General features: G+C 72.5%; 28 protein-coding genes and 1 pseudogene. 16 read left to right on the top strand and 13 right to left on the bottom strand.

Annotated elements, in window-relative coordinates:
• The first annotated feature begins 122 nt into the window (after positions 1–122).
• From QSK39_RS39360 to QSK39_RS39345, 4 genes are all read left to right on the top strand, one after another.
• Complete coding sequence (locus QSK39_RS39360) at positions 123–650, top strand: DUF2269 family protein (protein ID WP_285482923.1); 528 nt, start codon at positions 123–125, stop codon at positions 648–650.
• 105 nt (positions 651–755) lie between these two features.
• Positions 756–2,114: a TIGR01777 family oxidoreductase gene (locus QSK39_RS39355; protein ID WP_285482922.1), complete on the top strand. Its 1,359-nt coding sequence runs from the start codon at positions 756–758 to the stop codon at positions 2,112–2,114.
• Complete coding sequence (locus tag QSK39_RS39350; protein ID WP_285482921.1) at positions 2,111–2,587, top strand: TspO/MBR family protein; 477 nt, start codon at positions 2,111–2,113, stop codon at positions 2,585–2,587. Before QSK39_RS39355 ends, QSK39_RS39350 begins: the two co-directional genes overlap by 4 nt.
• A 161-nt stretch (positions 2,588–2,748) precedes the next feature.
• The gene (locus QSK39_RS39345) at positions 2,749–3,186 is read left to right on the top strand and encodes an SRPBCC family protein (protein WP_285482920.1); all 438 of its coding nucleotides are present in this window, start codon (positions 2,749–2,751) and stop codon (positions 3,184–3,186) included.
• Positions 3,187–3,211: 25 nt separating this feature from the next.
• On the opposite strand, the gene QSK39_RS39340 is transcribed toward QSK39_RS39345, so the two are convergent.
• From QSK39_RS39340 to QSK39_RS39320, 5 genes are all read right to left on the bottom strand, one after another.
• The gene (locus QSK39_RS39340) at positions 3,212–3,376 is read right to left on the bottom strand and encodes a hypothetical protein (protein ID WP_285482919.1); all 165 of its coding nucleotides are present in this window, start codon (positions 3,374–3,376) and stop codon (positions 3,212–3,214) included.
• Positions 3,377–3,424: 48 nt separating this feature from the next.
• Positions 3,425–3,982 (bottom strand): RICIN domain-containing protein, encoded by a 558-nt coding sequence (locus QSK39_RS39335; protein WP_285482918.1) that lies wholly within the window; start codon positions 3,980–3,982, stop codon positions 3,425–3,427.
• Between the two features lie 112 nt (positions 3,983–4,094).
• Positions 4,095–4,940: a tetratricopeptide repeat protein gene (locus QSK39_RS39330; RefSeq protein WP_285482917.1), complete on the bottom strand. Its 846-nt coding sequence runs from the start codon at positions 4,938–4,940 to the stop codon at positions 4,095–4,097.
• Positions 4,919–6,271, bottom strand: coding sequence for an ATP-binding protein (locus QSK39_RS39325; RefSeq protein WP_285482916.1), 1,353 nt, complete (start codon positions 6,269–6,271; stop codon positions 4,919–4,921). The genes QSK39_RS39330 and QSK39_RS39325 overlap by 22 nt, the downstream gene beginning before the upstream one ends.
• A 308-nt stretch (positions 6,272–6,579) precedes the next feature.
• Positions 6,580–7,044, bottom strand: a complete 465-nt coding sequence (locus QSK39_RS39320; RefSeq protein WP_285482915.1) for a VOC family protein — start codon at positions 7,042–7,044, stop codon at positions 6,580–6,582.
• A 113-nt stretch (positions 7,045–7,157) separates the two neighbouring features.
• Here QSK39_RS39320 and QSK39_RS53340 point away from each other — a divergent pair.
• From QSK39_RS53340 to QSK39_RS39290, 7 genes and pseudogenes are all read left to right on the top strand, one after another.
• Positions 7,158–7,307, top strand: a pseudogene (locus tag QSK39_RS53340) (HTH domain-containing protein); the annotation flags it as partial.
• 2 nt (positions 7,308–7,309) lie between these two features.
• Positions 7,310–7,552, top strand: a complete 243-nt coding sequence (locus QSK39_RS53335) for a WYL domain-containing protein (RefSeq protein WP_502873360.1) — start codon at positions 7,310–7,312, stop codon at positions 7,550–7,552.
• 154 nt (positions 7,553–7,706) lie between these two features.
• Entirely contained in the window at positions 7,707–7,835 is a 129-nt protein-coding gene (locus QSK39_RS39310) for a hypothetical protein (protein ID WP_285482914.1), read from the top strand.
• An 85-nt stretch (positions 7,836–7,920) separates the two neighbouring features.
• On the top strand, positions 7,921–8,367 hold the full coding sequence (locus QSK39_RS39305) for a hypothetical protein (RefSeq protein WP_285482913.1): 447 nt from the start codon (positions 7,921–7,923) through the stop codon (positions 8,365–8,367).
• Positions 8,368–8,392: 25 nt separating this feature from the next.
• Positions 8,393–9,580 carry a sensor histidine kinase gene (locus QSK39_RS39300; RefSeq protein WP_285482912.1) on the top strand — a complete coding sequence of 396 codons (1,188 nt, stop codon included), beginning with the start codon at positions 8,393–8,395 and terminating at the stop codon, positions 9,578–9,580.
• Entirely contained in the window at positions 9,580–10,230 is a 651-nt protein-coding gene (locus tag QSK39_RS39295) for a response regulator (RefSeq protein WP_285482911.1), read from the top strand. The genes QSK39_RS39300 and QSK39_RS39295 overlap by 1 nt, the downstream gene beginning before the upstream one ends.
• Positions 10,231–10,280: 50 nt before the next feature.
• Positions 10,281–10,796, top strand: coding sequence for an RDD family protein (locus tag QSK39_RS39290; protein WP_285482910.1), 516 nt, complete (start codon positions 10,281–10,283; stop codon positions 10,794–10,796).
• A gap of 21 nt (positions 10,797–10,817) precedes the next feature.
• On the opposite strand, the gene QSK39_RS39285 is transcribed toward QSK39_RS39290, so the two are convergent.
• The 4 genes from QSK39_RS39285 to QSK39_RS39270 all read right to left on the bottom strand — a co-directional run bounded on the left by QSK39_RS39285 (position 10,818) and on the right by QSK39_RS39270 (position 15,590).
• On the bottom strand, positions 10,818–13,037 hold the full coding sequence (locus QSK39_RS39285) for a SpoIIE family protein phosphatase (protein ID WP_285482909.1): 2,220 nt from the start codon (positions 13,035–13,037) through the stop codon (positions 10,818–10,820).
• Positions 13,038–13,285: 248 nt separating this feature from the next.
• Positions 13,286–13,759, bottom strand: a complete 474-nt coding sequence (locus QSK39_RS39280) for a MarR family winged helix-turn-helix transcriptional regulator (RefSeq protein WP_285482908.1) — start codon at positions 13,757–13,759, stop codon at positions 13,286–13,288.
• 44 nt (positions 13,760–13,803) lie between these two features.
• Positions 13,804–14,415 (bottom strand): hypothetical protein, encoded by a 612-nt coding sequence (locus QSK39_RS39275; RefSeq protein ID WP_285482907.1) that lies wholly within the window; start codon positions 14,413–14,415, stop codon positions 13,804–13,806.
• Positions 14,412–15,590, bottom strand: a complete 1,179-nt coding sequence (locus QSK39_RS39270) for an alpha/beta hydrolase (protein ID WP_285482906.1) — start codon at positions 15,588–15,590, stop codon at positions 14,412–14,414. The genes QSK39_RS39275 and QSK39_RS39270 overlap by 4 nt, the downstream gene beginning before the upstream one ends.
• Positions 15,591–15,993: 403 nt before the next feature.
• On the opposite strand from QSK39_RS39270, the gene QSK39_RS39265 reads away from it, so the two are divergent.
• The 4 genes from QSK39_RS39265 to QSK39_RS39250 all read left to right on the top strand — a co-directional run bounded on the left by QSK39_RS39265 (position 15,994) and on the right by QSK39_RS39250 (position 19,490).
• Positions 15,994–16,200, top strand: coding sequence for a hypothetical protein (locus QSK39_RS39265; protein WP_285482905.1), 207 nt, complete (start codon positions 15,994–15,996; stop codon positions 16,198–16,200).
• 17 nt (positions 16,201–16,217) lie between these two features.
• On the top strand, positions 16,218–17,108 hold the full coding sequence (locus QSK39_RS39260) for an AraC family transcriptional regulator (protein ID WP_285482904.1): 891 nt from the start codon (positions 16,218–16,220) through the stop codon (positions 17,106–17,108).
• A gap of 176 nt (positions 17,109–17,284) precedes the next feature.
• Positions 17,285–18,664, top strand: coding sequence for an FAD-dependent oxidoreductase (locus QSK39_RS39255; protein WP_285482903.1), 1,380 nt, complete (start codon positions 17,285–17,287; stop codon positions 18,662–18,664).
• 1 nt (position 18,665) lies between these two features.
• Entirely contained in the window at positions 18,666–19,490 is an 825-nt protein-coding gene (locus QSK39_RS39250; RefSeq protein ID WP_285482902.1) for an alpha/beta fold hydrolase, read from the top strand.
• 32 nt (positions 19,491–19,522) lie between these two features.
• Here the strand turns inward: QSK39_RS39250 and QSK39_RS39245 are convergent, their stop codons facing one another.
• Complete coding sequence (locus QSK39_RS39245; protein WP_285482901.1) at positions 19,523–20,191, bottom strand: response regulator; 669 nt, start codon at positions 20,189–20,191, stop codon at positions 19,523–19,525.
• On the bottom strand, positions 20,188–21,375 hold the full coding sequence (locus tag QSK39_RS39240) for a sensor histidine kinase (protein WP_285482900.1): 1,188 nt from the start codon (positions 21,373–21,375) through the stop codon (positions 20,188–20,190). The genes QSK39_RS39245 and QSK39_RS39240 overlap by 4 nt, the downstream gene beginning before the upstream one ends.
• A 128-nt stretch (positions 21,376–21,503) precedes the next feature.
• On the opposite strand from QSK39_RS39240, the gene QSK39_RS39235 reads away from it, so the two are divergent.
• Positions 21,504–22,376: a CPBP family intramembrane glutamic endopeptidase gene (locus tag QSK39_RS39235; RefSeq protein ID WP_285482899.1), complete on the top strand. Its 873-nt coding sequence runs from the start codon at positions 21,504–21,506 to the stop codon at positions 22,374–22,376.
• A gap of 43 nt (positions 22,377–22,419) precedes the next feature.
• Here the strand turns inward: QSK39_RS39235 and QSK39_RS39230 are convergent, their stop codons facing one another.
• Complete coding sequence (locus tag QSK39_RS39230) at positions 22,420–22,803, bottom strand: DUF5684 domain-containing protein (RefSeq protein WP_285482898.1); 384 nt, start codon at positions 22,801–22,803, stop codon at positions 22,420–22,422.
• A gap of 302 nt (positions 22,804–23,105) precedes the next feature.
• On the bottom strand, positions 23,106–24,740 hold the full coding sequence (locus QSK39_RS39225) for a hypothetical protein (protein ID WP_285482897.1): 1,635 nt from the start codon (positions 24,738–24,740) through the stop codon (positions 23,106–23,108).
• Position 24,741: the final 1 nt, after the last annotated feature.

Below are 24,741 nucleotides of genomic sequence, written 5' to 3'. Positions count from 1 at the left end.
CCGCGTCGCCGCCGCAACGAAAACCCGGTCTGCGGCCGATGGTGCATCGAATTTGAATCGCGCACGGTGTGTCCTCGCGGGATCGCGCTGCGGGCGTGGCCGCCGTCGGTCACGATGGGGAAATGGGGCGGTGGACGGCCGGGAAGCGGCTGCGGCAGGTGATGGTGTTCGTGCACGTCGCGGTGTCGGTCGGCTGGCTGGGGGCGGGCGCGGCCAACGTCGTGCTCGCAATGACCGCCGGGTACACCGGCGAGCCCGGCGTCCGCGAGGTCGCCTACCGGCTGATCGAGCGCATCGACGACTTCGTGGTCATCCCGGCGGCGTTTCTCACGCTGGTCGGCGGGATCGTGCTGGGGGCGGTGACGAAGTGGGGGCTGACCCGGTTCTGGTGGGTGCTGGTGAAGCTGGTGCTGACCGTCGCCGTGATCGTCTACAGCACGTTCGGCCTCGGGGTGTGGGTCGAGCAGAGCATCGCCGCGGCCGCCGCGGGCGTCGAGAGCCCGGTGGCGGGCCCGCTCGCCTACGGCGCGGCGCTCAACATCGTCGCGTTCCTGGCCATGACGTGGCTGTCGGTCGCCAAACCCTGGGGCCGCACCCCGTGGTCACGGCCGCCCGTGGTGGCGCGGCGACCACGCTTGTCCGAAGTCTGAACCTTGTTTGCATCGCATCTGCATCGCATTCGACGTGCAACGCCCCAGTGCGCGACCTACGCTCCGCAAGTGTTCGGATGGTAGATGCGTCGCGGAGGTGATCGCGTGGCTCACGAGTTCTCCACGGTGGTGGCCGCCCCGCTCGACGAAGTGTTCGCCTGGCACGGCCTGCCCGGGGCCATCGTGCGGCTGACGCCGCCGTGGCAGCCCGTCAAGGTCGCCGCCGAAGCCGACTCGCTGCGCGACGGCCGGGCGCGGCTGAACCTGCCCGGGGGCCTGCGCTGGGTCGCGGACCACGACCCGGACGGCTACCGGCCGCCGCACCAGTTCGTCGACCGGCTGGACACGCCCGTGCTGTCGAACCTGTTGTCCTGGCGGCACACCCACCGCTTCGCCGCCGACAGTCCTGATCGGACAGTCGTCACCGACCTCGTCGAAACCCCGGTGCCCGCAGGGCTGCTCCGGTCCATGTTCGCCTACCGCCACCGTCAGCTCGCCGCCGATCTCGCCGCCCAGCACCGGTACTGGCACGGACCGCTGACCGTGGCCGTCACCGGCGCGAGCGGACTGGTCGGGTCCGCGCTGACGGCGCTGCTGACCACCGGCGGCCACCGGGTGATCCGGCTGGTGCGGCGGCCCGCGCGCACCCGGGACGAGCGGACGTGGGACCCGGCCGCGCCGGCCACCGGCCTGCTGGCCGGCGTCGACGCGGTCGTGCACCTGGCCGGCACCTCCGTCGCCGGGCGGTTCGACGACGATCACCTGCGAGCCGTCCGGGACAGCCGGATCGGCCCGACCCGGGCGCTGGCCGCACTGGCGGCCCGCACCCCGGACGGCCCCGGCGTGTTCGTGTCGGCCTCGGCCGTCGGCTACTACGGCCCCGACCGCGGCGACGACGTCCTCACCGAAGACAGCAAGCCGGGGGAGGGCGCCCTGGCCGACATCGTCACCGAGTGGGAGGCGGCCACCGAACCCGCCGCGGCGGCCGGGATCCGGGTGGTGCAGGTCCGCACGGGCCTCGCACTGAGCCCGCGCGGCGGTCTGCTGCGGCTGCAGTACCCACTGTTCGCGGCCGGGCTGGGCGGGCCGCTCGGCGCGGGCCGCCAGTGGACGCCGTGGATCGGCCTCGACGACCTGACCGACATCTACCTGCGCGCGCTGACCGACCGCGGCCTCGACGGGCCGGTCAACGCCGTGAGCCCGGAGCCGGTGCGCAACACCGAGTACACGAGGGTCCTCGCCAGCGTCCTCAAGCGCCCGGCGCTGCTGAAGGTGCCGCGCTTCGGACCGCGGCTGCTGCTCGGCCGGGACGGTGCCCGTGAGCTGGCTTTCGCCGATCAGCGCGTGCAGCCGGAACGGCTGCTCGCGGCCGGGCACGTCTTCCGGCACGCCCGGCTCGGCGACGCACTGGCGCACCTGCTCGGCACGGCCGCCGACACCTCGAACGTGGGAGAACCGGTATGACCACCGTGCACCGTTCCGCCCCGGCGCCGGTCGTCCTGGCCGGCTTCCTGGCCGCGGTGGCCGTCGTCGCCGTGGTCGGTGGCTTCGCCGCGTCGTCCTCGCGCGAGGTGTACGCCGGGCTCGAGCAGCCACCCTGGGCGCCACCGTCCTGGCTGTTCGGTCCGGTGTGGACGGTGTTGTATGTCCTGATCGCCGTGTCCGGCTGGCTGTACTGGCGCGCCGGCGGCACCAGGACGGGCTTCGCCTGGTACGCGGTCGGCTTGGTGCTCAACGCGGCGTGGACGCCGTTGTTCTTCGCCGCCGGCGCCTACACGCTCGCGCTGGTCGAGATCGTGCTCCTCGACATCGCGGTGGCGGGCGCGCTGACGCTGTTCTGGCGCCGCTCGCGCGTGGCCGCCGCGCTGCAGGTCCCTTACCTGACTTGGACCGTGTTCGCCACGGCGCTCAACGCCGCGATCGTCGTGCTGAACTGACCGGCGCGCCTCCGCTGGCGGTCGCGGGGGAGTGGCCATGAGGCGGGTCACCCGGCGGGTTGTTTTGCCGTCGGCGGCAGCGGGGTAGCCGATGGATCCGTCCCGGCGCGGAGTCTGAAGTCGTCATCGAAGTTCTTCGACCTGACCGAAAGGGTGGACCCATGACCACTGTTTCCCGCACGTTCACGGTCGACGCGGCGCCCGGCGTCGTCGTCCCCTACCTGGCCGACTTCGGCCACGCCGAGGAGTGGGATCCCGGCACCGAGCGCTGCGTCCGCAACGACAGCGGCCCGGTCCGGGTCGGCTCGTCGTGGCACAACACCTCGAAGATCGCGGGGATCAGCACCGAGCTGACCTACACCCTCGAGCAGCTCGCCGGTGACCGCGTCGTGCTGGTCGGGCGCAACGACACCGCCACCTCGACCGAGACCATCGACGTCACGCCCAGTGGCACCGGCTCGACCGTCACCTACACCAACGAGCTGCAGTTCACCGGCCTGGCCAAGGTCGCGGCACCGCTGGGCAAGGTGGTCTTCGAAAAGCTCGGCAACGACACCGAAAAGCAGCTCACCGACGTGCTCAACGGGCTGGCGCACTAGACGAGACGGCGCACGCAGGCCGCACTCACCGCGCGGCGGTGACAAGGAAGATCCCCGCTACACCGAGTTCCCCGACGGCGATCCGACACCGGCCGTCGTCGGCAAGGTCTTCGTCACCCGAGGCGATGTCGTGGGCATCCTTGCCGAAGAGGAAGGAGTCGTGCACGACGTCCGCCTGGACACCGAGCATCCCGACGTCATCGTCTCGGAGGGACCGGCCGCGGCATTGCCCAGTGGGTTAGTTCGGCAAGATGGGCTCGAACCGTTCGTTGACGAATCCGTAGCAAGGGTTCTGCACGAAACGGCGGTAGTTGCTGTTCGTAATGCCGTCCACCGACAGGCACAGGCCGCTGTTGACGTTCTGGAACTGCGCGTTCCCGTTGTAGTAGTCCCAGATCATCCGCCACTGCTGGTTCGTGCCCACGAGGCAGTTGTATTGGATGATCGGGTTCCCCTGGTCCATTCCGTACGCGTAGTCGTCCAGGCACTTGGCGGAGGCGACGTTCTGCAGCCAGAAGACGCTCGGATCGTCGGTGGCCTGCCCCATCCGCCATCTCTGGTTGTTCCGGTACTCGCAGGCGAACTGGTCCACCGGGGCGAAGTCGTCGAGGCGTCCCCGGTCGACCTGCATGCACTTGAGGCCGGTGGGCGGGCTGCTGCTGAGGGGCTGCCAAGCCAGCACGTCACCGCTCACCGGCGGCATGATGGTCCGGTCGGCGTAGGCGGGCGCGGCGCCCGTCAGCGCCACGACGGCGATCACGAGCGGGACCAGGATCGCGCGGGGCAGGTGCAGCATGGGTCTCCTCGAAAGCACGAATGCGGGCCGGTGACGAGCTGTCACGCGGGGGAACACTAGGGATCACCCCAGCCGGACTCCAGGAGGAACCGGCGGAAAAGCCGGCGGAAACTCAGCGACCGCCGAGGTGCTCGCGGATGCGGGCCTGGTCCGGAAGTCCGATCGGGAACGTCAGGGCTTCGCGCAGCAGGGCGTCGCTGGCCGGGTCGCCGTGGGCGGCGGCGGCCTCGCCGAGCGCGAGCAGCGCGAGCCCGGTCGCCTGAGCGTGCTCGGCCCGGCGGGCCAGTTCCAGCGCGCGCTCGCCGGTTGCCGTGGCGTCGTCCCAGCGGGTCAGGCCGGCGTGGGACTGGGCCAGCAGCGCCAGCGCGAAAGCCTCGGAGCCGGGTTCGCCGAGAGCGGCGAACGTCGTCGCAGCTTCGGTCAGCAGGACGGCCGCGCCGGCGTGGTCGCCGGTGTCGTTGCGCACGGCGCCGAGGTTGAGCCGCGCTACCGCGACGCCGCGCCGATCGCCGAGCTCCTGCTTGCGGCGCAACGCCGCGGCGTGGTACTCGATCGCTTCGGCGTAGGCGCCGCGGTCGTGCGCGAGCGCGCCCAGGTTGTTCAGTGCGATCGTCTCGCGGCGCGCGTCGCCGGTGGCACGGGCCTGATCGAGGACGTCGGTGTACGCGGCCGCGGCGTCGGCGTACCGGCCGGCGAACTTGTGGGCGTTGCCGATCAGGGTCAGCGTCGCCGCCCGGCCGTCCGGGTCGGCGCCGAAGGCCTCGGCGGCGGACGCCGCCAGCGTCAAAGCCGCTTCCGGGTCGCCGTTCTGGTTGGCGGTGACCGCGGCGCCGTGCCATGCCCACGCCCGGGCCGGCTCGGTGGGCGCGGCGGCGGCCGCCGCGGCCAGCATCCGGCGTCCCTCGGCGAACCGGCCCCGGGCGACGTAGTGGCCGGTCAGCGCGCGCACGGTCGCCACGTGCAGCAGGGCGGGCGCGGCGTCGACGGCGTGCTGGACGGCGGCGCGGACGTTGTCCTGCTCCTCGCCCAGCCGCGGATCGCCGTCGCGGACCAGGCGGAGGAAGTGTCCGGCGTGCTTGTCTCGATCATCCGCGCTGGTGAGCTGGGTTTCCACGACCTCCCGGATGGTGTCCAGCATGCGGATCCGGTCCGTGATGGTGACCAGGCTGTGCGCGGCCAGCGTCGCCGGCGAAGGCGACCGGGCACGGCCTCGACGTCGACCGGGTCGGCGCCTCCGGCGAACGCACCGAGCAAGCCGAACAGCCGCCGGTCGGGATCGGTGAGCCCGCGCGTGCTCCACTCGACCGTGCGGCGCAGGCTCAGGTGCCGGTCGGGCAGATCCACGGTGTCGCCGTGCAGGTCTCGGACCTGGGCGAGCACCTGCGACGGCGCCTGGGTGCGCAGCCGCGCCGCGGCCAGCTCGAGGGCCAGCGGCAGACCGTCCAGCCGGCGGCACAGCGCGGCCACGGCGGCGGCGTTGTCCCCGGTGAGCGCGAATCCCGGCCGGACCGCGACGGTGCGCTGGACCAGGAGTTCGACCGCCGCGTTGCCGGCCAGGACTTCCGGGTCGTCACTGTCCGGAGTGGACAGTGGGGCCAGCGGCCACAGGTGCTCACCCCGGAGCCGCAGCGGCGACCGGCTGGTGGCCAGCACGGTCAGCCGCGGGCACCCGGCGAGCAGCGCGGCGACGTGGGTGGCCGCCGCGGCGACGTGGTCGAAGCTGTCGAGCACCAGCAGCCACCGCCCGTCGCCGATCGTCGTGGCCGGGTCGGGCGTGCGCAGGGATTCCGCCAGCGCCTGCGGGACGTCGTCGGGCTCCCGCAGGGCACTCAGGTCGAGGCCGTGCACGGCCTCGTACCGGCTCGCCGCCTGCCAGCCGGCTTCCAGCGCCAGGCGCGTCTTGCCGACCCCGCCGGTGCCGGTGATGGTGACCAGCCGCACTGCGGGATCCCGGACGAGCCGGAGCACCGCGGCGAGGTCGTCGGACCGGCCGACGATCGAGCTGACCGGTGCCGGCAGCATCGGACGTGCGGTCCGCTGTCGCCGCGTATCCGGCGGTGGTGCGGTCCGGGCGCTTCGCGTGAACGCGGCGTGTTGTTCCGGCGTCAGGCCGAGCGCACCGGCGAGTGCTCGCAGCGTCTCACGGTGCGGGCGCCGAGTAGCGCCGCGCTCGATCTCCCCGATGGCGCGGACGCTGATCCCGCTCTGTTCCGCCAGCTGCTCCTGCGACAGGCCGCGGCTGCAGCGCAGCTCTGCCAATAGCTCGGACAGCGTCTGCCCTGTTTGCACCGCGCCATAGTAGAGACGCCGCGCGACGGATCAAGCCAAGGCCAGGCTCGGAGCTGGGCACGGTTTGCCGGACTTGGGGGCCGCGACTGAAGGGGGAGTTGCCATGCCGACCCTCACCACCGTGGCCGACCGGACGATCACCGCGTCCGGCGACACCGTGGAGCGGACGCGGGCTCGCGATCGCCGAGACGGACCTCGCCGCGTTCGCCTTCGTCGTGGGGTGCGAATCGGCCGCCGGGGTAGGGGTTGCCGTACGGGCCGTCGCGGTGGGATGCCCGGCATCCCACCGCGACACGGGGGATGGATGTTCAGCCCTGGTATTCGGCTGCGACGTCGACGATCCAGGTGACGCCGAAGCGGTCCGCGAGCATGCCGAACGCCGGCGCCCACGGGGCGGGGCCGAATTCTTCGATGACGGTCGCGCCCTCGGCGAGGCCCTTCCACACCGGCGAGACTTCGTCGACGGTGGCGCCGCGGACGGACAGGAAGAACGGTTCCTTGGTGATGGTGGTGCCGTTTTCGCGGCGGGTGGTGGGCGCGGGCGGGGTCGTGGGGCCGTCGGTGCCGGGGACGTCGTAGGCCATGACGGTGAAGCCGTTGTCGGCGGTGACCTGGCCGAACACGACCTTGCCGGCGTCGGGCAGGTCGGCGGGCATCCCGAAGTCGCCGTAGGTGACGATGGTGGCCTGGCCGCCGAAGACCGACTGGTAGAACTCGAGGGCTTCGCGGGCCTGGCCGGTGAAGTTGAGGTGGGCGACAGCGGTGAGCGACATGGTGTTCCGGTCTTTCTCGAGTGGTGGTGTCGCCGGATGGTCCCGGCGACGAGCGTTACGATCGCCGGGGTAGCGGTCAGGGAACGTCCGCTTCTCGCGGCACCATCGAATTCATGCCGACTTCTTCTTCGACGGCGACCTCGGGGCGTCTCCTGTCGCTATTGCTGGCCCGCCGGGACTGGCCGGGCAGCTTGCTCGCCGGCCGGCTGGGCGTCAGCGAGCGGACCGTGCGCCGGGACGTCGACCGGCCCGCCCACCTCGGCGGGTGCAGCCACATCACCTGGTGGTTCGAACCAGCCGCTGGTACCTGGTCGGCTGGGACACCGCCCGGGAGGACCGGCGGACCCACCGCGTCGACCGGATCGAACGGGCCGCGGTTCACCCCGCGGGAGGTGCCTGGGAGCGACGTCGCGTCGTTCCTCGCCGCCCGGTTCAAGGGATCGACCACGGCCGACGTGTGGCCGTGCCAGGGGGAGGTGATTCTCGACCTGCCGGTCTCGGCGGCTGAGCACTCCGGTCGCCGAGCCCGGTGCGGCGCAGACGTCGATGGTGCCGCGCTCTCCCGGCCGTCCGGCTCGGCGTGAGCCGGGAGTGGTACGGACCACTGTTGGAGCCGTCGGCGCCGGGGTATCCGCTGCATCGAGGACAGCGAAAGGACCGCCGTGAACGAGAGCTCCACTCCCCGCCTGGTCGCGAACCCGAAGCGCACGCAGATCCGCACCGAGGCGGATCTCCGCCGGAGCGCGTCGCCCGTGGCTCCCGAAACCGGGGTGAAGACCGAACAGCCCTGACCACGCGGCAGATTCCCTCGGCCGAAAGTACGAGACGGGCGCGACTCAGCGGGTGCCGGGCCGCGGCGGGACCTAATTTCGCGGTATGACTACCGAAACGGTCCGGGCCGACCCACCCGGCACGATCATCGCCGCCTTCTTCGGCTTCCTGGTGTCCACGGTCTCCGCGATCGCCGGCGCGCTGCTCGTCCTGAGCGCGCGCGACGAAATCGCGGCCGCCCTGCGCCGCACCAACCCGTCGATGACGCAGGACCAGCTCGACCGGCTCACCCTGGTCGCGCAGGCCGTGCCGGTCGCCATCGCCGCGGTCATCGCGCTCGTCTACCTGTGGCTGTCGTTCAAGCTCAAAGCCGGGCGCAACTGGGCCCGCGTCACGCTCACCGTGTTCACCCTGCTCCAGGCCGCTTCGCTGCTGACCACCGAACCGTCGTGGGCGGGCTACGTCAGCTGCGGGGTCGCGGTCGTCGCGACCGTGGTCGGCTACCTGCCACCGTCCAACCGCTACATCGCCGGAGTCCGGCGCGCGGGCTGATCCGGGCCGGTGGATCATGACAGCCATGCGCGGAACGGGGGCCCGAGCCCGGCGCGGCATGCTCGGTACCGAAATCGCGGTGCTGGCCGCGGCGATGGTCGCCGACGCGCTGCTGGTCCTGCGCGTGCCCGGGCACGGAGGCGGCTGGGCCGCCCCGCTGGGCGGGCTGGTGTCCACCGGCACGGCTGTCCCGGTGCTGGTCGTGCTGCGGCGGCGCTTCCCCCGCCACATCGGCGTCCTGGGGAGCGCCGTCGCCGCGCTGTCGGTGCTCGGCACGGTCGTGCCGATCGTCACCGGCGCGCGGAGCCAGCCGCCGATCGCCGAAATCCTCGCGACCGGCTTGCTCACCGCCGCGGCCGGCCGCAAGCTCGAGCCGAAACGCGCGGCCGCGCTGGCACCGGCGCTGGGCGTCGTGATGATCGCGGCGCCGTTGCTGCGCTACGGATCGGACGTGCCGGAGGCACTGTCGGCCGTGGCGGCCGCGGCGTACTGGGGTGCCTGCCTCGGGGTCGGGCTCATCCTGCGGGCGGCGGACGGCCGGGAACGCGACGCGCTGGAGCGGGTGCGCGGCCAGGAACGGCTGCAGCTGGCCAGGGAGCTGCACGACCTGGTGTCCCACCACGTCAGCGGCATCGTGGTCCGCGTGCAAGCCGCCCGCGCGATCACCGAAGCGAAAACCGATGAGGACGACCACGCCGCGGTCTACCGCGAGATCGAAGAGGCCGGGAGCGCGGCGCTGGCCGCCGCGCGCCGGCTCGTCGGCATGTTGCGGGACACCGAAGGCGTGCCGCCGCCCGCCGGTGCCGTCCTCGGTGACGCGGTGCGCGCGGCGGCCGGCTCCTTCGCGCGAGCGGACATCGCCGAGGAGCTGGACCAGCTGCCGGTGCCGGCCCAGCTGGCCACGACGATCCACCGCGTCGTGACCGAGGCGCTGACCAACGTCCGGCGGCACGCGCCGGCGGCGGCCGACGTGGCCGTCTCCGCGCGCGTCGAAGCCGACGAGCTGGTGCTGGAGATCCGCAACGACGGCGTGCCCGCGACTCCGCTGCCCTCGCCCGGCGGCTTCGGGATCATCGGCATGACCGAGCGGCTGGCCATGCTGGGCGGCATCCTGACCGCGGGGCCCGAGGCGGGCTCGCGGTGGCGGGTCGCGGCCCGCTTGCCGCTCGGCGGCGAAGACGCTCCCTTCGAGACGTTGCCGCGGGGGATCTGATGACCATCCGGGTGCTGGTGGCCGACGACCAGGTGATGGTGCGCACCGGTTTCCGGCTGGTGCTCGACGCCGCGCCGGACATCGAGGTGATCGCCGAAGCCGCCGACGGCGAGACCGCGGTGCGGCTGGCGCGGCGGTTGCGGCCCGACGTGACGCTGATGGACATCCGGATGCCCGAAGTGGACGGTCTGCGGGCGACCGAGCTGCTGGCCGGACCGGGCGTCGCCGACCCGCTGCGGGTCGTGGTGGTGACGACCTACGACGCCGACGAGAACGTCTACGCCGCCCTGCTCGGCGGCGCCTGCGGGTTCCTGCTCAAGGACGCCGGGCCGCGGGTGCTGGTGGACGCGGTGCGCGCCGCGGCCAACGGCGAGGCGATGGTCTCGCCGTCGGTGACGGTGCGCCTGCTGGCCCGGTTCACCGAAAAAGCCCGGCGGCGCGCGGAAGGGACGCCGGCCCTCCTGACCGACCGGGAGTCCGACGTCGTGCTCGCGGTCGCCCGGGGGCGGACCAACGCCGAGATCGCCGACGATCTGCGCGTCTCCCTGTCGACGGTCAAGACGCACCTGGCGAGCGTGCAGCGCAAGCTCGGGCTCCGCAACCGCACGGAGGTCGCGATTTGGGCGTGGCAACGCGGTTTGCTCGGCTGACGGCGATGCTTGACCGGTGTGCGAGACTCGCCGAGTGTGCCGTCAGCGCGATGACCACTTCCCCCGGATCGGCTCCGGAACCGCCTGCGACCGACCGCGCGGGTGAGCGGTGGGGGATGGCCGGGCGCCGGCTGGTCCAAGCGGTACTGGACTGGGCTCTTGCCGTCGGCGTAGGGGTTTTCGTCGCGCTCGGCACCGGCCTGGTCACCATTCCCTTGGTGCGGTGGGGTTTCGTGCCACCGAAGCTCATCCTGTGGGGACCGGCGATCGCGTTCCTCACGGTCACCTACGCCTGCGACATCGTCATCCAGATCTGGATTCCGCTGCGCCGGGGCGGGATCACGCCGGGAATGCTGGTGATGGGCCTGCGGGTGCAGACCCTGCGCGGCGGGCAGCCCAAGGCACGCGCCTACCTGATCCGGTGGGTGCTCCTCACCGTCGACGGCCTGCTGCTGGGACTCGTGGCCGTCGTCAGCATCGTGGCCACCAAGCGGCGGCAGCGCCTCGGCGACCTGGTGGCGCGGACGCTCGTGGTCCGGGCCGACCGCGTACCGCTCGGCCGGTGACGACCACGATTGCCGCGCCCGTCAGGGGTGGGCCGTGCCGGGTTCGCCCGCCGCGGGCGGCTTGGCGGTGATGACGAGCGCCGCCTGGTCGTCGGTTCCGCTTTCGTCCCGGGCGAAACCGCGAACCGCGGCGGTGACCGCGTCCAGGACGTCCTGGGCGCCCGGCCGCGCCGGCGCCGACCCGACCGCGTCCAGCAACCGGTCGTCGCCGAACTGTTCGCCCGACGCAGTGCGGGTTTCGACGAATCCGTCGGTGAGCAGCACGAGGCTTTCGCCCGGCCGCAGGAGGAGCTGCCGCGGCTCGAGGCGGGGTTCGCCGCCCAGGCCGAGGAGCTTCCCGGGGATGTCGAGCTCGTGCGTGCGGTGGGCGGCGTCGAGCACCAGCGGCAGGTTGTGGCCCGCGCGGAGCAGGTCGATCTCGAGACCGTCGTCGCGCGGGGTCAGGTGGCCGTAGACCATGGTGACGAAGTCGGTCCCGTGGGCGTCCGGGCGGTTGCTCAGGGCGCGGTCGACGGCCCGGACGATCGCGACCGGATCGCCGAGCAGCGGCGCGACCGCGCGGGCGGTGTGGCGGACCAGCGCGGTGGTGGTCGCGGCCGTGGCGCCCCGGCCGCAGACGTCGCCGAGCATGAACGCCCACGTCCGGTCGTCGAGCGGGAAGACGTCGTAGAAGTCGCCGCCGATGTCCAGGCCCTCGCCCGCGGGGTGGTAGAAGGTCGCGAGCTCGGCCCCGGGGACCGCGGGCAGGCCGGGCAGCAGCAGACCGGCCTGCAGGTCGCGGGCGAGGGTGACGCGCTGGTGGTACTGGCGGGCGTTGCGGGCGGCGGACGCGGCGCGCCGGGCGACCTCTTCGGCGAGGGAGACGGTGTGCCCGTCGAAGCCGGCTTCGACGGTGCTGAGCAACGTGAGGACGCCGAAGGTCCGGCCGCGTTCGGTGAGCGGGACGCACAGGTAGCCGGTGACGCCCAGGTCGTGCCACGGGCCGGGGGTCAGGGGTGGCTGCCGGGCCACCTCGGTCAGGCCGGAGGCGAGCACCCGGGCCAGCGCGCCGTCGCTGCGGCGGGTAGGCCGGTGGGCGTCCAGGAGGGCGGTGTCGCGGGCGTTCGCGCCGGCGCTGCCGACGCGGCGCAACCGGCCGTCCTCGATGATGTCGACGGTGCAGAGCGGCGCGAGCCCGGGCACGCACAGCTGCGCCAGCCGCTGCAGGGCCTGCACGTGGTCGAGGTCCGCCGAGAGCGCGGTGCTCGCCGACAGCAGGAACGCGAGGTCCTGCCGAGCCGCCCGTTCCTTGGCCTCGGCGGCTTGCCGGGCCAGCTCGACGTGGTGGCGTTCGATCGCGAGCGCGGCCGTGCCGGCGAAGAGCCGGGTCAGCGCGAAGTCGGTGTCCTGGGGTGAGCGCGGCGTGCGGTGGTACATCGCGAACGTGCCCAGGAGCTGCCCGTCGCGGCCCAGGATCGGCGTCGACCAGCACGCGGCGAGGCCCGCGCGGCCGGCGAGCTCGCGGAAGTCGTCCCAGAACGGGTCGGTCGTGATGTCGGTGACGATGACCGGCCGGCGGCGATGCGCGGCGGTGCCGCACGAGCCGACCCCTTCGCCGGTGGCGATGCCGTCGATGGCGTCGTTGTAGAAGTCCGGCAGGCTCGGCGCCGCACCGTGGCGCAGGTGCCGGCCGTCGGGGTCGGCGAGCAGGACCGACACCAGCACGTCCGGGGCGAGCTCTTCGATCGCCCGGGCCATGCCGTCGAGGATCTGCTCCAGCGGCGCCTGGCGGGCGATCTGCTCGAGCAGGACGCGGTGCTCGGCGGTGAGGCGCTGGGCGTGTTTGACCTGAGTGGTCTCGACGCCGATGAGGCGCACGCCCGTCACGGCGCCGGACGCGTCCCGGCGGGGCTCGTAGGTGAAGTCGAAGAAGGCTTCCCGCGCGTCCGCTCCGGGCCCCAGCACCACCCGTGCGTCCCGCCCGGTGGCCGGCGTCCCCGTCCGGTGCACCTCGTCCAGCAGGGCGAGGAAGCCCTGACCGGCGAGTTCCGGCAGGACCTGGCGGAGCGGGACGCCCAGCGACGACGCGTCGGACCGGGCGACCGCGTCGAAGAAGGCGGGGTTGGCGGCTTCCAGTACGTGGTCCGGGCCCGACAGGGACGCGAAGACCGCCGGCGACTGGCCGAACAGCGCCCGCAGATCCGAGTCGGTCGCGACCGACGGCTCGGGACTGCCGAGCGCTCCGTCACCGGGTAGGGACATCGGTCTGCTTTCTGCGGAGGCTCGGCGGCCGGGTGCCACCACCTGGATCGGGCGGGCGCACCTGGCGGTTCAAGTGCCGGCCGGGCCGATCGCGCTCGAACGGCGGATCACCCGGTCTCGGTACCCTACCCACGTCGCGCCGTCTCGGCATCCGTCGCGTCCGGCCCACGGCGTGCGTGTCCCAAGTGTGATCGCTCGCCCGTGAAATGGCCGAGCTGGACTGCCAGTGGTTCGAGGTCGGCTGGTGCTCAGTCGTCGGCCGCGGCGCCGAGGTGTTCGCGCTGGTGCACCGTGATGTCGATCAGGAGGCTCTTGAAGCGCCCGTAGTCCGCCGCCCCGAGCCGCCGGGCGTGCCGTTGCTGGATGTCTGCCATGATCGCGTCCGCCGCCTTCATCTGGGCCAGCCCGCGGCCGGTGGGGCAGATCAGCTTCGCCCGGCGGTCGCTCGGGTCGGGCCGCCGCTCGACGTACCCGAGTGCCTCGAGCTCGTCGATCAAGGTCCCGATGTTCTGCTTGTACTGACCGGAAAGCCGGGACAGGTCGGTGGCCCGGACGCCCTCGGGGTCGAGGTAGGCGAGCACGGCGCCGTGGCGGGGCTTCAGGTCGTCGAACCCCTGCTCGGCGAGCGTGGCGAACATTTCCCGCTGCACCGCGAACAGCAACCGGCCGGCCAGGACGCCCAGATCGGGGTCCGTCGCGTTCCGCTCCGCCCGGGTGACCATCCGCCCCTCCTCGTGCTCGCCTGTCGCCGCCACCTTAACGATCGTCAGCGGCGGACGAGCTCGCGCCCGAGATCCCTCCGCAGGTGCACTTCGATGAACACCCGCAGGTAGCGGTCGTTCGCCAGCTCGTCGAAGGCGGCCGCCAAGGACGGGTCCGGCTCGGCGGTGAGGTGGACGATGCGCCACCGGTTGAGCGGAGCGTCCTCCGGCCCGCCGACGGAGTGCTCGACGTGGAAGAGCGGCTGGCCGGCACCGGCGGTGAAAGTGCGGCCGTCGGGTGCTTCGAAACGCTCGGCGCCGATGAAGAACGCGCGCCGGTTCCCGTGGTCGAGGCGGACGTGCTCGATGATCGTGGCGAATCGCGAAGGGTCGGCCCACAGCCGCTGGCCGGACACGCGGGTGAAGTCCTCGAAGTGCCCGTGCCGCACGCTCGGGAACTTCTCGGCGCTGCCGGACTTCACCACCGTCGGGATGTAGACGTCCGGCGCCGCGGCCTTGCGCACCTCCATGTCCCACAGCCGGGCGCCGGTGTAGCCGAACGGCGGGTGCACGTCGTAGCGCTCGCTTAGCACGTCGTTCACCGGGACCGGCGGCAGCTCCACCGAAGTGGTGCCGGGCTCGGCCCACGCCCGCTCGAAGATCTCTTCGTGGTTCATGCCTTCTCCTGGTGAGCCTTGACGGTGTCGTGGATCCAGCCGGTGACGACCGGCCAGACCGGGTGGTCCGGGTGGACCACGTCGAAGTGGGTGCCGCCCTCGACATCGACGTAGCGGGCGGTGCCGCCTTCGGCCTCGGTCTTCTCGGCGTAGCGGCGGCTCCACCCGGCGGGCACGGCTTCGTCGGCGGTGCCGTGCACGGCGAGCACCGGCACGCCGGCGTCGGCCAGTTCGAGCGGGGACGCCCAGGCGTAGCGCTCGGGCTGCTCGGCGACGTGGCCGCCCAGCAGCAGCTTGACTATCCCGTCGCCGGCGGCCGCGGCGACCGCGGGCCACGCTTCGGGCCGGGCGGGCTCGGGTGCGTCCTTCGGCGGCTCGGCGTCCGGGTCGGTGAGGACGGCGCCGAAACCGGTGGCGTCGGCGGTCTTCAGGTCGAGCGCGCCGCCGAGCTCGACCAGGCCGATCGGGGTGATCCCGGGGTTGGCGCCGGGGGCCTCCGGCGGGAGCACGCCGCGGTGGGCCGCCCACGTGGCCAGGTGGCCGCCCGAGGAATGGCCGAGGAGCACGACCCGGCCGGTGTCGAGCGCCGGGTCCATCCCTTCGAGGGCGTCGACCGCGGCGGCCACGTCGAGGAAGGTGCCGGGCCAGCCGCCGCCCGGTTCGCCGATCCGCCGGTAGCCGATGTTCCAGACCGCGTACCCGCGGGCGACCAGGTCGTCGGCGACGCCGGTGGTCTGGCGGCGGTCCCACATGGCGGTCCAGTAACCGCCGTGGACGACGGTCACCACCGGGAAGGGACCGTCACCCTCGGGCAGGTACAGCTCGCCGACCTGCGAGGGCTCGGGCCCGTAGGCGATCGTACGGACGCGGCGGGAGCCGTCCTCGGCGTCGTCGTAACGCAGGCCGCGCTCGGCGCCGACCAGCGTGTCGATCGTGGCGAAGAAGGCGCCGATCGCCGGCACGTTCGCGCCCTTGACCTTCGACTCGTCCCACGCGGCGTCGTCGGTCCACTCGACGAAGTCCAGCCAGGTCCGCTCGTCGAGGCGGACCAGGCGGGCGGCGACGAACCCGCGCCGGTCCGCCCGGAACGCCGCCACCATCCCCGGGCGCGCGGCCAGCATCGCTTCGGTGTTCTCCGGGGTCACGGTGAACGTGGCCATCTCGATGACCGACATCGTCAGCTCCTCGTCGTCGTCCGGCTCAGGTGGTCCGGATTCATGATAGTAATAATACATGACTAAACCGGGTTCGGGATCTCCCTGACGCCGACCACCGACGTGGCGGGCCTCCACGCGGCCGCCCAGGCCGCCGAAGCCGGCGGCCGCGCCGGCGGGGGAGTACTACTCGATCGCGGGTGCGCCCGCGGGGCCGGTGCCCACGCACCCGATCGAGATCCGGACCGGTGCGCAGGGCCCTCACCGGCGAGCTCGCCGACGGGTGGGCGGCGCCGATCGCCGCCTGCCTGCCGTACGAGAAGGGGGCAAAGCCCACCGCCTGATCGACGAAGCGGCCGTGGCCGCGGGGCGGGACCCGGCTTTCGTTCGCCGGATCGCGCAGGTGGTCGGTACCGTCACGGCGATGAAGGGGCAGCTGCGGATCGGGAGCGGCGCCGATCCCGTGCGGGGAACGGCCGGGCAGTGGGCGGAGGTGCCGGCGCACCTGGGCACCGACCAGCCCTTCACGTCGTTCGTGTTCCGGCCGGAACACGAGACGGCCGACCAGGTCGCCGCGTTCGCCGGCGAGGTGGTCCCGGAGGCCCGCCGGCTGCTGGACGGCCGCTCGTGAAGGGCGCCTCGGACAGCGTGAGCCGGCTCGTCCGGCTGGCGCGGCTCGAGGGTGAGGTCGACGTGCGCTGCCTGCTGGCCGGGAGCTTCGCCCTGGAAAACCCGGTGGCCGCGCCGGGGTCGGTGCCGTTCCACCTGGTGCTGGCGGGGCGGTGCACCGTGACGTCCGGTGCCACCACCGTCCACTTGGGACCCGGCGACCTGGCGCTGCTCCCGCACGGCGACGCCCACCGGGTGACGGCGACCGAGGGACCACGGCTCGCCTGCGAGGAGGAGGGCGGGACCGCGTTCCCGACCCGGCGGACGCCGGGAGCGGAACCGCAGGTGGACCTGTTCTGCGGCCACTACCGCTTCGAGCGGGGCGCCGGCGCATTGGTGTTCCGCTTGATGCCGGCGCTGGTGCACGTCTCGCTGGACTCGCCCGCGCTGACGTTGGCCGAGGTCCTGCGCGGCGAAGCCGGCTTCGACGGCCCCGGCACGCGGGCGATCGTCGCCGCGTTGCTCGACGCGCTGCTGGCGATGGCCCTGCGCAGCCGCCCCGAGCAGCGCCTGGACACGCCCGGCCTGTGGACGGCAGCCGGCGACGACGCACTGGGCCGCGCGGTCGCCGGCGTGGTCGAGCGGCCGGGCGAGGCCTGGACGATCGACCGCCTGGCCGCGGCCGCCGGAATGTCCCGGGCGACGTTCCAGCGCCGCTTCACCGCCCGCACGGGCACGACGGTGGTCGCGCTGGTGACGGCGATCCGGATGATGGTCGCCGCCGAGCAGCTGACGCGGTCGGAGCACTCGGTGTCGCGCATCGCGAAAGAGGTCGGGTACCGGTCGGAGTCGGCGTTCGGGCAGGCCTTCCGGGCGGCTTTGGGGATGTCGCCGGCTCGGTACCGGAGGGAAGCGGCGGCCCGCCGATGAACTGCGGGTCGCCTTCGAGCTGGTGGAAGGAGTCACCACACGCCGCTTCCCGACGTCGCTGCGTTGCCCGCACGCTGATCGTGCCTGCCCGGACGGGTGACCGCTGAGCCGATCCCGGCGGAAAACGAGCCGATCACGCGTTGTCGGCTCCGGCGTGCCGCCGAAAGGATGGGCGCATGGAGGACCGGCACTTCGCTCTGCTCGTCATCGGGTTCGGCAAGGGCGGCAAGACCCTCGCCGCCGCGATGGGACGGCTCGGCAAGCGCGTGGCCATGGTCGAGCAGTCCGCCGAGATGTACGGCGGCACCTGCATCAACATCGGCTGCGTCCCGACCAAAGCGCTGGTCCACCGCGCCGAGCACCCCGGCGCCGGCAGCCCGGCGGAGTGGCACCGCCAGGCCGTCGACGAGACCCGCGCGCTCACGACCGCGTTGCGCGGCAAGAACTTCGCCATGCTCGACACGATCGACTCCGTCGTCGTCATCACCGGCCGGGCCGAGTTCCTCGACGATCGCACCGTCCGGGTGACCGCCGGCGAGGACGTCCTGGACCTCACGGCCGACACGATCGTGATCAACACCGGCGCGGTGCCCACCGTCCCGCCGATCCCGGGCCTGCGCGAGAGCGCGCACCTGCGCACCAGCACCGGCCTGATCGACCTCGACCACCTGCCGAATCGGCTGGCGATCCTCGGCGGCGGCTACGTCGGCGTGGAGTTCGCCTCGATCTACGCCCAGTTCGGCAGCGCCGTCACCGTCCTCGACGCGGGCCCGCGGATCATGCCCCGCGAGGACGACGACGTCGCCGAGGCGGCGGCCGGGATCCTGCAGGGGGCCGGGGTCGAGCTCGTCCCGGACGCCCGCGTGACGGCAGTGCGCGACCTCGACAACGGCGTCGAGATCACCTACGAAGCCGGCGGCCGGACGCACGTGCTGGCGGCCGACGACGTGCTCGCGGCAACCGGCCGCACCCCCGCGACGGCCGGTCTCGGCCTCGACCGCGCCGGGGTGCGCACCACGCCGTCCGGCGCGGTCGAGGTGGACGAGTTCCTGCGCACCAGCCGGCCGCACGTCTACGCGGTCGGCGACGTCAACGGCGGGCCGCAGTTCACCTACATCTCGCTCGACGACAGCCGGATCGTCGCCGACCAGCTCACCGGCCGGGGCAAGCGGTCCACCGCCGACCGGAGGTTCGTGCCGTACACGGTGTTCATGAGCCCGGCGCTCGCGCGCGTCGGGCTCACCGAACGCGAGGCCGTCGAGCGGGGCCTGCCGGTGAAGGTCGTGCGGAAGGCCGTCGCGGACATCGCGGCGATGCCGCGGGCGAAGATCGTCGGTGAGACGCGCGGGCTGATGAAGTTCGTCGTCGACCGCGTGACCGACGAAGTGCTGGGCGCGGCGCTGCTGAGCGTCGATGCGCAGGAGCTGGTCAACCTGGTCACGCTGGCGATGCGCCACGGCGTGACCGCGAGCGAACTGCGCGACGCCGTCTACACGCACCCGTCGTCGACGGAGGCGTTCAACGAAGTCCTGGCGACGCCGGGGAAGGAGTACTGACATGCCGGTGATCACGACCGACGACGGGGTGGAGATCTTCTACAAGGACTGGGGCACGGGACAGCCGATCGTCTTCAGCCACGGCTGGCCGCTGTCGGCGGACGACTGGGACAACCAGATGCTGTTCTTCGCCCGGCACGGCTACCGGGTCGTCGCCCACGACCGCCGCGGCCACGGCCGGTCCGCCCAGGTCGGCGACGGGCACGACATGGACCACTACGCCGACGACCTGGCCGCGCTCACCGCCCACCTCGACCTGCGCGACGCCGTCCACATCGGACACTCCACCGGCGGCGGCGAAGTGGTGCGCTACCTGGGACGCCACGGCGAGTCGAGGGTCGCCAAGGCGGCGATCCTCAGCGCCGTCCCGCCGCTGATGGTGCAGACGGACGCGAACCCCGGCGGCTTGCCCAAGAGCGTCTTCGACGACCTGCAGGCGCAGCTCGCGGCGAACCGTTCGGAGTTCTACCTTTCGCTGGCGGCCGGCCCGTTCTACGGCTACAACCGGCCCGGGGCCGAGAAGTCCGAGGCGATCGTCCGGAACTGGTGGCGCCAGGGCATGGAAGGCGGTGCGAAGGCGCACTACGACGGGGTCGTCGCGTTTTCGCAGACGGACTTCACCGAGGACCTGAAGAAGATCACCGTGCCGGTGCTGGTCATGCACGGCGACGACGACCAGATCGTCCCGTACGCCGATTCGGCGCCGCTCTCGGCCGAGCTCCTGGCGAACGGCACGCTCAAGACGTACGCGGGCTTCCCGCACGGCATGCCGACCACCGAGGCCGACACGATCAACGCGGACCTGCTGGAGTTCATCCGGTCCTGACCCGGCACCGGACACGGGAAACTCCCGTTCCCTCACCCGGAGCCGACGAAACCGGTCCGGTAGGCGAACACGACCGCCTGGACCCGGTCACGCAGGTCCAGCTTGGTCAGGATGCCGGAGACGTACGTCTTCACCGTTTCGAAGCCGAGCCCCATCCGCTCGGCGATCTCGGTGTTCGACAAGCCTTCCGCGATCAACCGCAGCACTTCGCACTCCCGGGGAGACAGGATCTCCGGTGCCCGGCCGTCCGGCGGCGTGGCGGCCGGGCGGACGCGGGCGGCGAAGCGTCCGATGAGCTTCCGGGTCACGGCCGGTGCCAGCAGTGAGTCGCCTCGGGCGATCGTGCGGATCCCGTTCACCAGTTCGGTCACCGGGGAGTCCTTGAGCAGGAATCCGCTCGCCCCGGCGCGCAAGGCTTCGTAGACGTACTCGTCGGTGTTGAACGCGGTCACGACGAGCACCTTCGGCGGCCGGGTGGCGCCGGGCCGCGCGATCCGCCGGGTGACCTCGATGCCGTCCGGTCCCGGCAAGTGGATGTCCATGACGACGACGTCCGGGCTCAGGCGCTCGCTCGCTTCGAGCGCCTCCGCGCCGTCGGCGGCTTCCCCGACCACCTCGATGTCCGGCTGCGCCCCGAAGACCGTCACGTAACCCGTGCGGACGAGTTCCTGGTCTTCGCAGATCAGCACGCGGATGGTCATGCGCCACCGGCGATCGGGACCACCGCGCGCAACCGGAACCGGCCGTCCGGCTGCGCGCCGGCCGTCAGCTCACCGCCCAGGACCGAGACTCGCTCCCGCAGCCCCGCCAGACCGCGCCCGCCGGCGAGCTCCCGCCGGACGCCCACCGAGATCGGGACCGGCGCGGCGGCGTTCGTGACCTCGACCTCTACGCGGCCGTCGAGCTGGGTGGTCCGCACCTCGGTCGGCTGCCCGGCGGCGTACTTGACGGCGTTCGTCAGGCCCTCCTGCACCACCCGGTACACGGCCAGGGCGACGTCGGCGGGCAGGGGCGACGGATCGCCCGTCTCGGTCAGCTCGACGGGTTGCCCGCCCGCGCGGGTGCGCTCCACCAGGTCCCGCACGGTGCCCCGGACCGGCGGCCGCGGCGCGGACTCGCCCGTGGCTTCCAGGACGTCGAGCTGGTGCCGCAGCTCGGCGAGGGCCTGCCGGCCGGCGCCGCTCATCGCCGTGAGCGCCTTGCCGACGCGGTCGGGTGCGCCGACGAGGAACTGCGTGGCGTCGGCCTGCACGACGATGGCGGTGACGTGGTGGGTGATCACGTCGTGCAGCTCCCGCGCGATGCGCGCTCGTTCCGCGGCGGCCGCGGCGCTCGCCGCCGACCGGCGGCGCTCGGACTCTTCCGCGCGCCGGTGGCGGACGAAGGTGCCCAGCACCCAGAAGATGACGAATATGAGGTAGAAGACGGAAAACTCGGTCAGCCGGTCCGGGGAGCCGAGTGCGGTCAAGACGACGCAGAGCAGGACGTACGCGACCGTCGCCAGGCCGGCCGTGGTGCGCCGGAACCGCGCCAGGTGCGCGCCGGCGGAATACAGCGCCAGGTACACGGTCACGGTGCTGAACTGCGGCTGGTAGGCGAGCGACTCGTGGACCGCGAAGGCGATGCCCGTGATCGCCAGGCACATGGCCGGCCGGGAGCGGCGCACGGCGAGCGGCAGCGTCTGCGCCAGCACGAGCACCACGGCAAAGAGGTCTGCGGGCCGCCGCGGCAGGTCGCCGAACTCCGCGCTCATGGTGGCCAGCGCCGGCACGAACGCCAGCACGGTGAACACGACGGCGATCCCTCGGTCCACCGCCGCGGCGTCGCGGGCCCGCCACCGGCTGCCGATCGCCCCCAGCCGCTTGCTGACCCACGTCGTCGGCATGGCGCAGAGCCTAGTATCCCCCGTGCGAGCTACTCGCCGATGTCCTCGGAATGGGGAATCGCGTGGCCGCCGGCCCTTCTAGTTTTTCCGGCAGCTCCGCACTGCCCGGACCCGAAGGGAACACCGCCATGACTTCCCCCGCCGACGACACGACCGGCGCGACCACCGGCCGCCCGGCACCCTGGTCGCGCCGGTGGCGCTTTCCGTTGCTGCTGGCCGCGATGCTGGTCGTGATGGTCGTCGCGCAACAGCTGACCGTGGCCTTGAACGACTTCGGCGTCGTCGACCTCGTGGTCGGCGTGGCCCTCGGCGGTGCCACGCTGTTCTGCTACGCACGGCTGAGCAAGCTCGTCGAACGGCGGCCATCCGTGCCGGAGCTCGCGCGCGACCGGGCGTCGTCCGGGCTGCTGGGCGGGATCGCCGTCGGCGCCGGTGCCTTCCTGGCGACGATGCTGCTCATCCTCGGTTTCGGGGGCTGGCAGGTCACGGAAGGGGAGCCCGGGAAGTTCCTGGCGACCCTCGGCGTCATGGCCTGCGTGGCGGTGACGGAAGAAGTGGTGTTCCGCGGCATCCTCTTCCGCATCGCCGAAGAACGGCTCGGGACGTGGCCCGCCCTGGCGGTGTCCGCGGTGCTCTTCGGCGCGGTGCACCTGGCCGGGACCTCCGAAACCGGCACGGGCGCGATGCTGTGGGGCGCCACCGCCATCGTCCTGCAGGGCGGCATCATGCTCACCGCCGCCTACATCGCCACTCGCGCCCTCTGGATGCCGATCGGCATCCACTTCGCCTGGAACGTCGTCGAAGCGGGGTTCGGCACGGCGGTGTCGGGCAAGTCGAGCGAGTTCGGCAGCCTGATCCACACGGCGTTGTCCGGCCCGCCGGCGCTGACCGGTGGCTCCTTCGGCCCGGAAGCCGGGGTGGCCGGCATCCTGTCCTGCCTGGTCGCCGCGGTGTTTCTGCTGCGTTCGGCGCGCCGCACCGGCCGGATCGCCGCCCGCTGAAGAGAAGAACTGGCGGTCGGTGTGCTGAGCGGGGGCTTGTTCGTCAGTGTGCGCCGGCGGCGGTGGGACCGGTGTACCGAGCCGCGCCGAAGGCGAGAATCAGGTAGCCGATGATGGAGAACAGGAACAGGCCGAAGAAGCCGAAAACCCCGCTCTTGCCGAACGCTTTCGCGACGTCGATCGAGACGATGATCGCGACGATCAGGTTGACCAGCGGGATCAGGAGCAGGATCAGCCACCACCCGGAGCGCCCGGCGATCTTCAGCAGTACGTAGGCGTTGTAGATCGGGATGATCGCCGCCCAGCCGGGCCGTCCGGCCTTGGTGAACACCTTCCACAGCGCGATGATCGTGATCACGGCGAAGACCAGGCCCGAACCGAACCCGAGGCCGAGACCGAGGACGGACGTGGAGTTGTGATCGTTCATGGGGCGGGAGTGTCCTTCCGGGACCGGCGGTCGTGTCGGGTGACTGTAGCGTCGCCCGGACGGCCGTGCCGACCGGGCCGCGCGCAGTGGAATCCGTCGGCTGGTCGTTCGCGAGGCGGCCGCACTGGGGGTCGAGGCGAGGCTGCTCGCACCTGCCACCCCCTGGGCCGGCAGGTGCGAGCGTGCCCGACCGGTATTAGCCGGCCTCGGCGACTCGCGACAATCTTCCGGTCCCCGGAGGCTGACCACGATCTGGGGGCCGTCGCGGCCGGCCGGGTGAAGCCATCGAGCCGGCGGCCGAGCTACTCGCCACCGCTGGATGAGGACGAGCCGCCGTCGCCTCCGGACGAGGAGGAGCTGCCGCCGTCTCCGCTGGACGAGGAGTCGCTGCTGGAGTCACTGCCGCCGTAGCTGGTGCTGCCACCGCCGTAGCTGCCGGAATCACTCGAGTCGCTGCTGCCGCCGCCGGAGTCGGAGTCGGTGGCACTTTGACTCTCGGACGAGGATTGCGCGGCGCCGGCGTCGGTCTCCGAACTCGTGTCCGTGCCGTTCTGGCTGTCGACACCCGATGTGCCTGCGCCGTCCGGGCTGCTGGTGCCGCTGTCGCCGGTGGCCGCCTCGGGCGTGCCGTTGGCTGGGTCGGGGCCGGTTTCCGTGCTCCGGCCCTGGCCGATGGCACTTCGCGTGCCGGCGGACGGGGCATCCTGGCCGTTCCCGCCGACGGGTCCCGGGTCGGTGTCGGGGGTTCCGGTGTTCACGCCGCCGCCGTTCATCATGCCGGGTGTCAGTGCGTTTTCCCGTGCTGCAGCCTGTGCCTCGGCCGGGTCGCCGCCGACCGGTCCCGGGTCGGTGTCCGGGGCTCCGGTGTTCACGTCACCGCCGGTCATCACACCCGGCTCCAGCGCGTACTCCTGCGCTGCCTCCAGCGCCTCCTGCTGCTCCGCCGCCTCGAATGCGGCCCTGGCGTCACGGAGGCTCTCGGGAGCCGGCTCGGGCAGGCCGGGGTCGAGGGCTCGCGGGACCTGCCGGCCTTCCTCGCCATAGAGGTTGTTGTCGTCGCGGTAGCCCATCTCCGCGCGGTTGAAATCGTCCTTGAGCGCGTTGAACTGGTCGATCAGGGCGTTCCGCTGGTCCTGTGTCTCGGCCTGGTTGATCCTGGAGAGGGTGTCGTTCAACGCTTCCTGGTACGCGTTCCGCGTATCCGCCGGAAGCTTGCTCGCCTGCAACTGGTCTCCGAGCCACTGCCGGTCGCCCGCGAGACGGCTGTCGGCTTCGTCGGCCGGGCCGAGGGCTCGCCACGTCTCGTACGGGTTCAGGTAGCCCACCGGTTCGGTGAGGCCGTCCCTCGCGAGCTGCCTGCTGATCGCCTGCCGCTGGTCGCCGGGAAGCAGCGACGGACCCTCGTTCCGGGGACCCGGCGGGACCGACTCGAAGAACTCCGCCTCCGGGAAGGACCGGGCGATCGGTGTGTCCATCAGCTGCTGCCGGAGCCGCGACAGCGCCAGCGCGGCGTCCTCCTGCTCCTGCGTGAACTCCTTGTAGTTGTTGACGTCCTCCGCCGCCCGGAGCAGGTTCTCCGCGCCCGGGGTGAGCTGGATCAGCCCTTCGGGTTGCGGTGGCCCGACCTCCGGTGCGCGAGGGGCCCGACCGGGCCGCCCCGGCTGCGCGGGGCCGTAGGGGGACTGCTGTTCCGGAGGTATCGGCGCCGGGCCCGGCCGGGGAGCCGGGCGGGCGAATCCGCCGTTTTGCGCGACCTGAACGCCTTCTCGCGGGGAGCCCGCCGGTGGCTGGTTGCCGGAGGACGGATCGGGAACTGCGGCGACGGCCGGTGCGGCGGTCATCCCCGCGGCCAGGGTCACGGCGGCCGCCGCGGCGGCACTGCGGCGCAGACGTCCGCGGTGGAATCCCCGGATCGCGCGGAACCATTCCTTGTTCATG

This window comes from Amycolatopsis sp. NBRC 101858, assembly GCF_030269325.1.
Taxonomy (GTDB): domain Bacteria; phylum Actinomycetota; class Actinomycetes; order Mycobacteriales; family Pseudonocardiaceae; genus Amycolatopsis; species Amycolatopsis ponsaeliensis.
The sequence above is the reverse complement of the archived record's forward strand: the minus strand, read 5'-3'. Positions and strand labels throughout refer to the sequence as shown.

Excerpts from the sequence above, each read along its gene's own strand:
- QSK39_RS39290 (WP_285482910.1), top strand. The coding sequence starts at position 10,281 with ATGACCACTTCCCCCGGATCGGCTCCGGAACCGCCTGCGACCGACCGC.
- QSK39_RS39280 (WP_285482908.1), bottom strand. The coding sequence starts at position 13,759 with ATGGTCACCCGGGCGGAGCGGAACGCGACGGACCCCGATCTGGGCGTC.
- QSK39_RS39235 (WP_285482899.1), top strand. The coding sequence starts at position 21,504 with ATGACTTCCCCCGCCGACGACACGACCGGCGCGACCACCGGCCGCCCG.
- QSK39_RS39305 (WP_285482913.1), top strand. The coding sequence starts at position 7,921 with ATGACTACCGAAACGGTCCGGGCCGACCCACCCGGCACGATCATCGCC.
- QSK39_RS39335 (WP_285482918.1), bottom strand. The coding sequence starts at position 3,982 with ATGCTGCACCTGCCCCGCGCGATCCTGGTCCCGCTCGTGATCGCCGTC.
- QSK39_RS39285 (WP_285482909.1), bottom strand. The coding sequence starts at position 13,037 with ATGTCCCTACCCGGTGACGGAGCGCTCGGCAGTCCCGAGCCGTCGGTC.
- QSK39_RS39345 (WP_285482920.1), top strand. The coding sequence starts at position 2,749 with ATGACCACTGTTTCCCGCACGTTCACGGTCGACGCGGCGCCCGGCGTC.
- QSK39_RS39255 (WP_285482903.1), top strand. The coding sequence starts at position 17,285 with ATGGAGGACCGGCACTTCGCTCTGCTCGTCATCGGGTTCGGCAAGGGC.
- QSK39_RS39320 (WP_285482915.1), bottom strand. The coding sequence starts at position 7,044 with ATGTCGCTCACCGCTGTCGCCCACCTCAACTTCACCGGCCAGGCCCGC.
- QSK39_RS39245 (WP_285482901.1), bottom strand. The coding sequence starts at position 20,191 with ATGACCATCCGCGTGCTGATCTGCGAAGACCAGGAACTCGTCCGCACG.
- QSK39_RS39275 (WP_285482907.1), bottom strand. The coding sequence starts at position 14,415 with ATGAACCACGAAGAGATCTTCGAGCGGGCGTGGGCCGAGCCCGGCACC.
- QSK39_RS39250 (WP_285482902.1), top strand. The coding sequence starts at position 18,666 with ATGCCGGTGATCACGACCGACGACGGGGTGGAGATCTTCTACAAGGAC.
- QSK39_RS39265 (WP_285482905.1), top strand. The coding sequence starts at position 15,994 with ATGAAGGGGCAGCTGCGGATCGGGAGCGGCGCCGATCCCGTGCGGGGA.
- QSK39_RS39340 (WP_285482919.1), bottom strand. The coding sequence starts at position 3,376 with ATGCTCGGTGTCCAGGCGGACGTCGTGCACGACTCCTTCCTCTTCGGC.
- QSK39_RS39230 (WP_285482898.1), bottom strand. The coding sequence starts at position 22,803 with ATGAACGATCACAACTCCACGTCCGTCCTCGGTCTCGGCCTCGGGTTC.
- QSK39_RS39240 (WP_285482900.1), bottom strand. The coding sequence starts at position 21,375 with ATGCCGACGACGTGGGTCAGCAAGCGGCTGGGGGCGATCGGCAGCCGG.
- QSK39_RS39300 (WP_285482912.1), top strand. The coding sequence starts at position 8,393 with ATGCGCGGAACGGGGGCCCGAGCCCGGCGCGGCATGCTCGGTACCGAA.
- QSK39_RS39225 (WP_285482897.1), bottom strand. The coding sequence starts at position 24,740 with ATGAACAAGGAATGGTTCCGCGCGATCCGGGGATTCCACCGCGGACGT.
- QSK39_RS39360 (WP_285482923.1), top strand. The coding sequence starts at position 123 with ATGGGGCGGTGGACGGCCGGGAAGCGGCTGCGGCAGGTGATGGTGTTC.
- QSK39_RS39350 (WP_285482921.1), top strand. The coding sequence starts at position 2,111 with ATGACCACCGTGCACCGTTCCGCCCCGGCGCCGGTCGTCCTGGCCGGC.
- QSK39_RS39295 (WP_285482911.1), top strand. The coding sequence starts at position 9,580 with ATGACCATCCGGGTGCTGGTGGCCGACGACCAGGTGATGGTGCGCACC.
- QSK39_RS39270 (WP_285482906.1), bottom strand. The coding sequence starts at position 15,590 with ATGTCGGTCATCGAGATGGCCACGTTCACCGTGACCCCGGAGAACACC.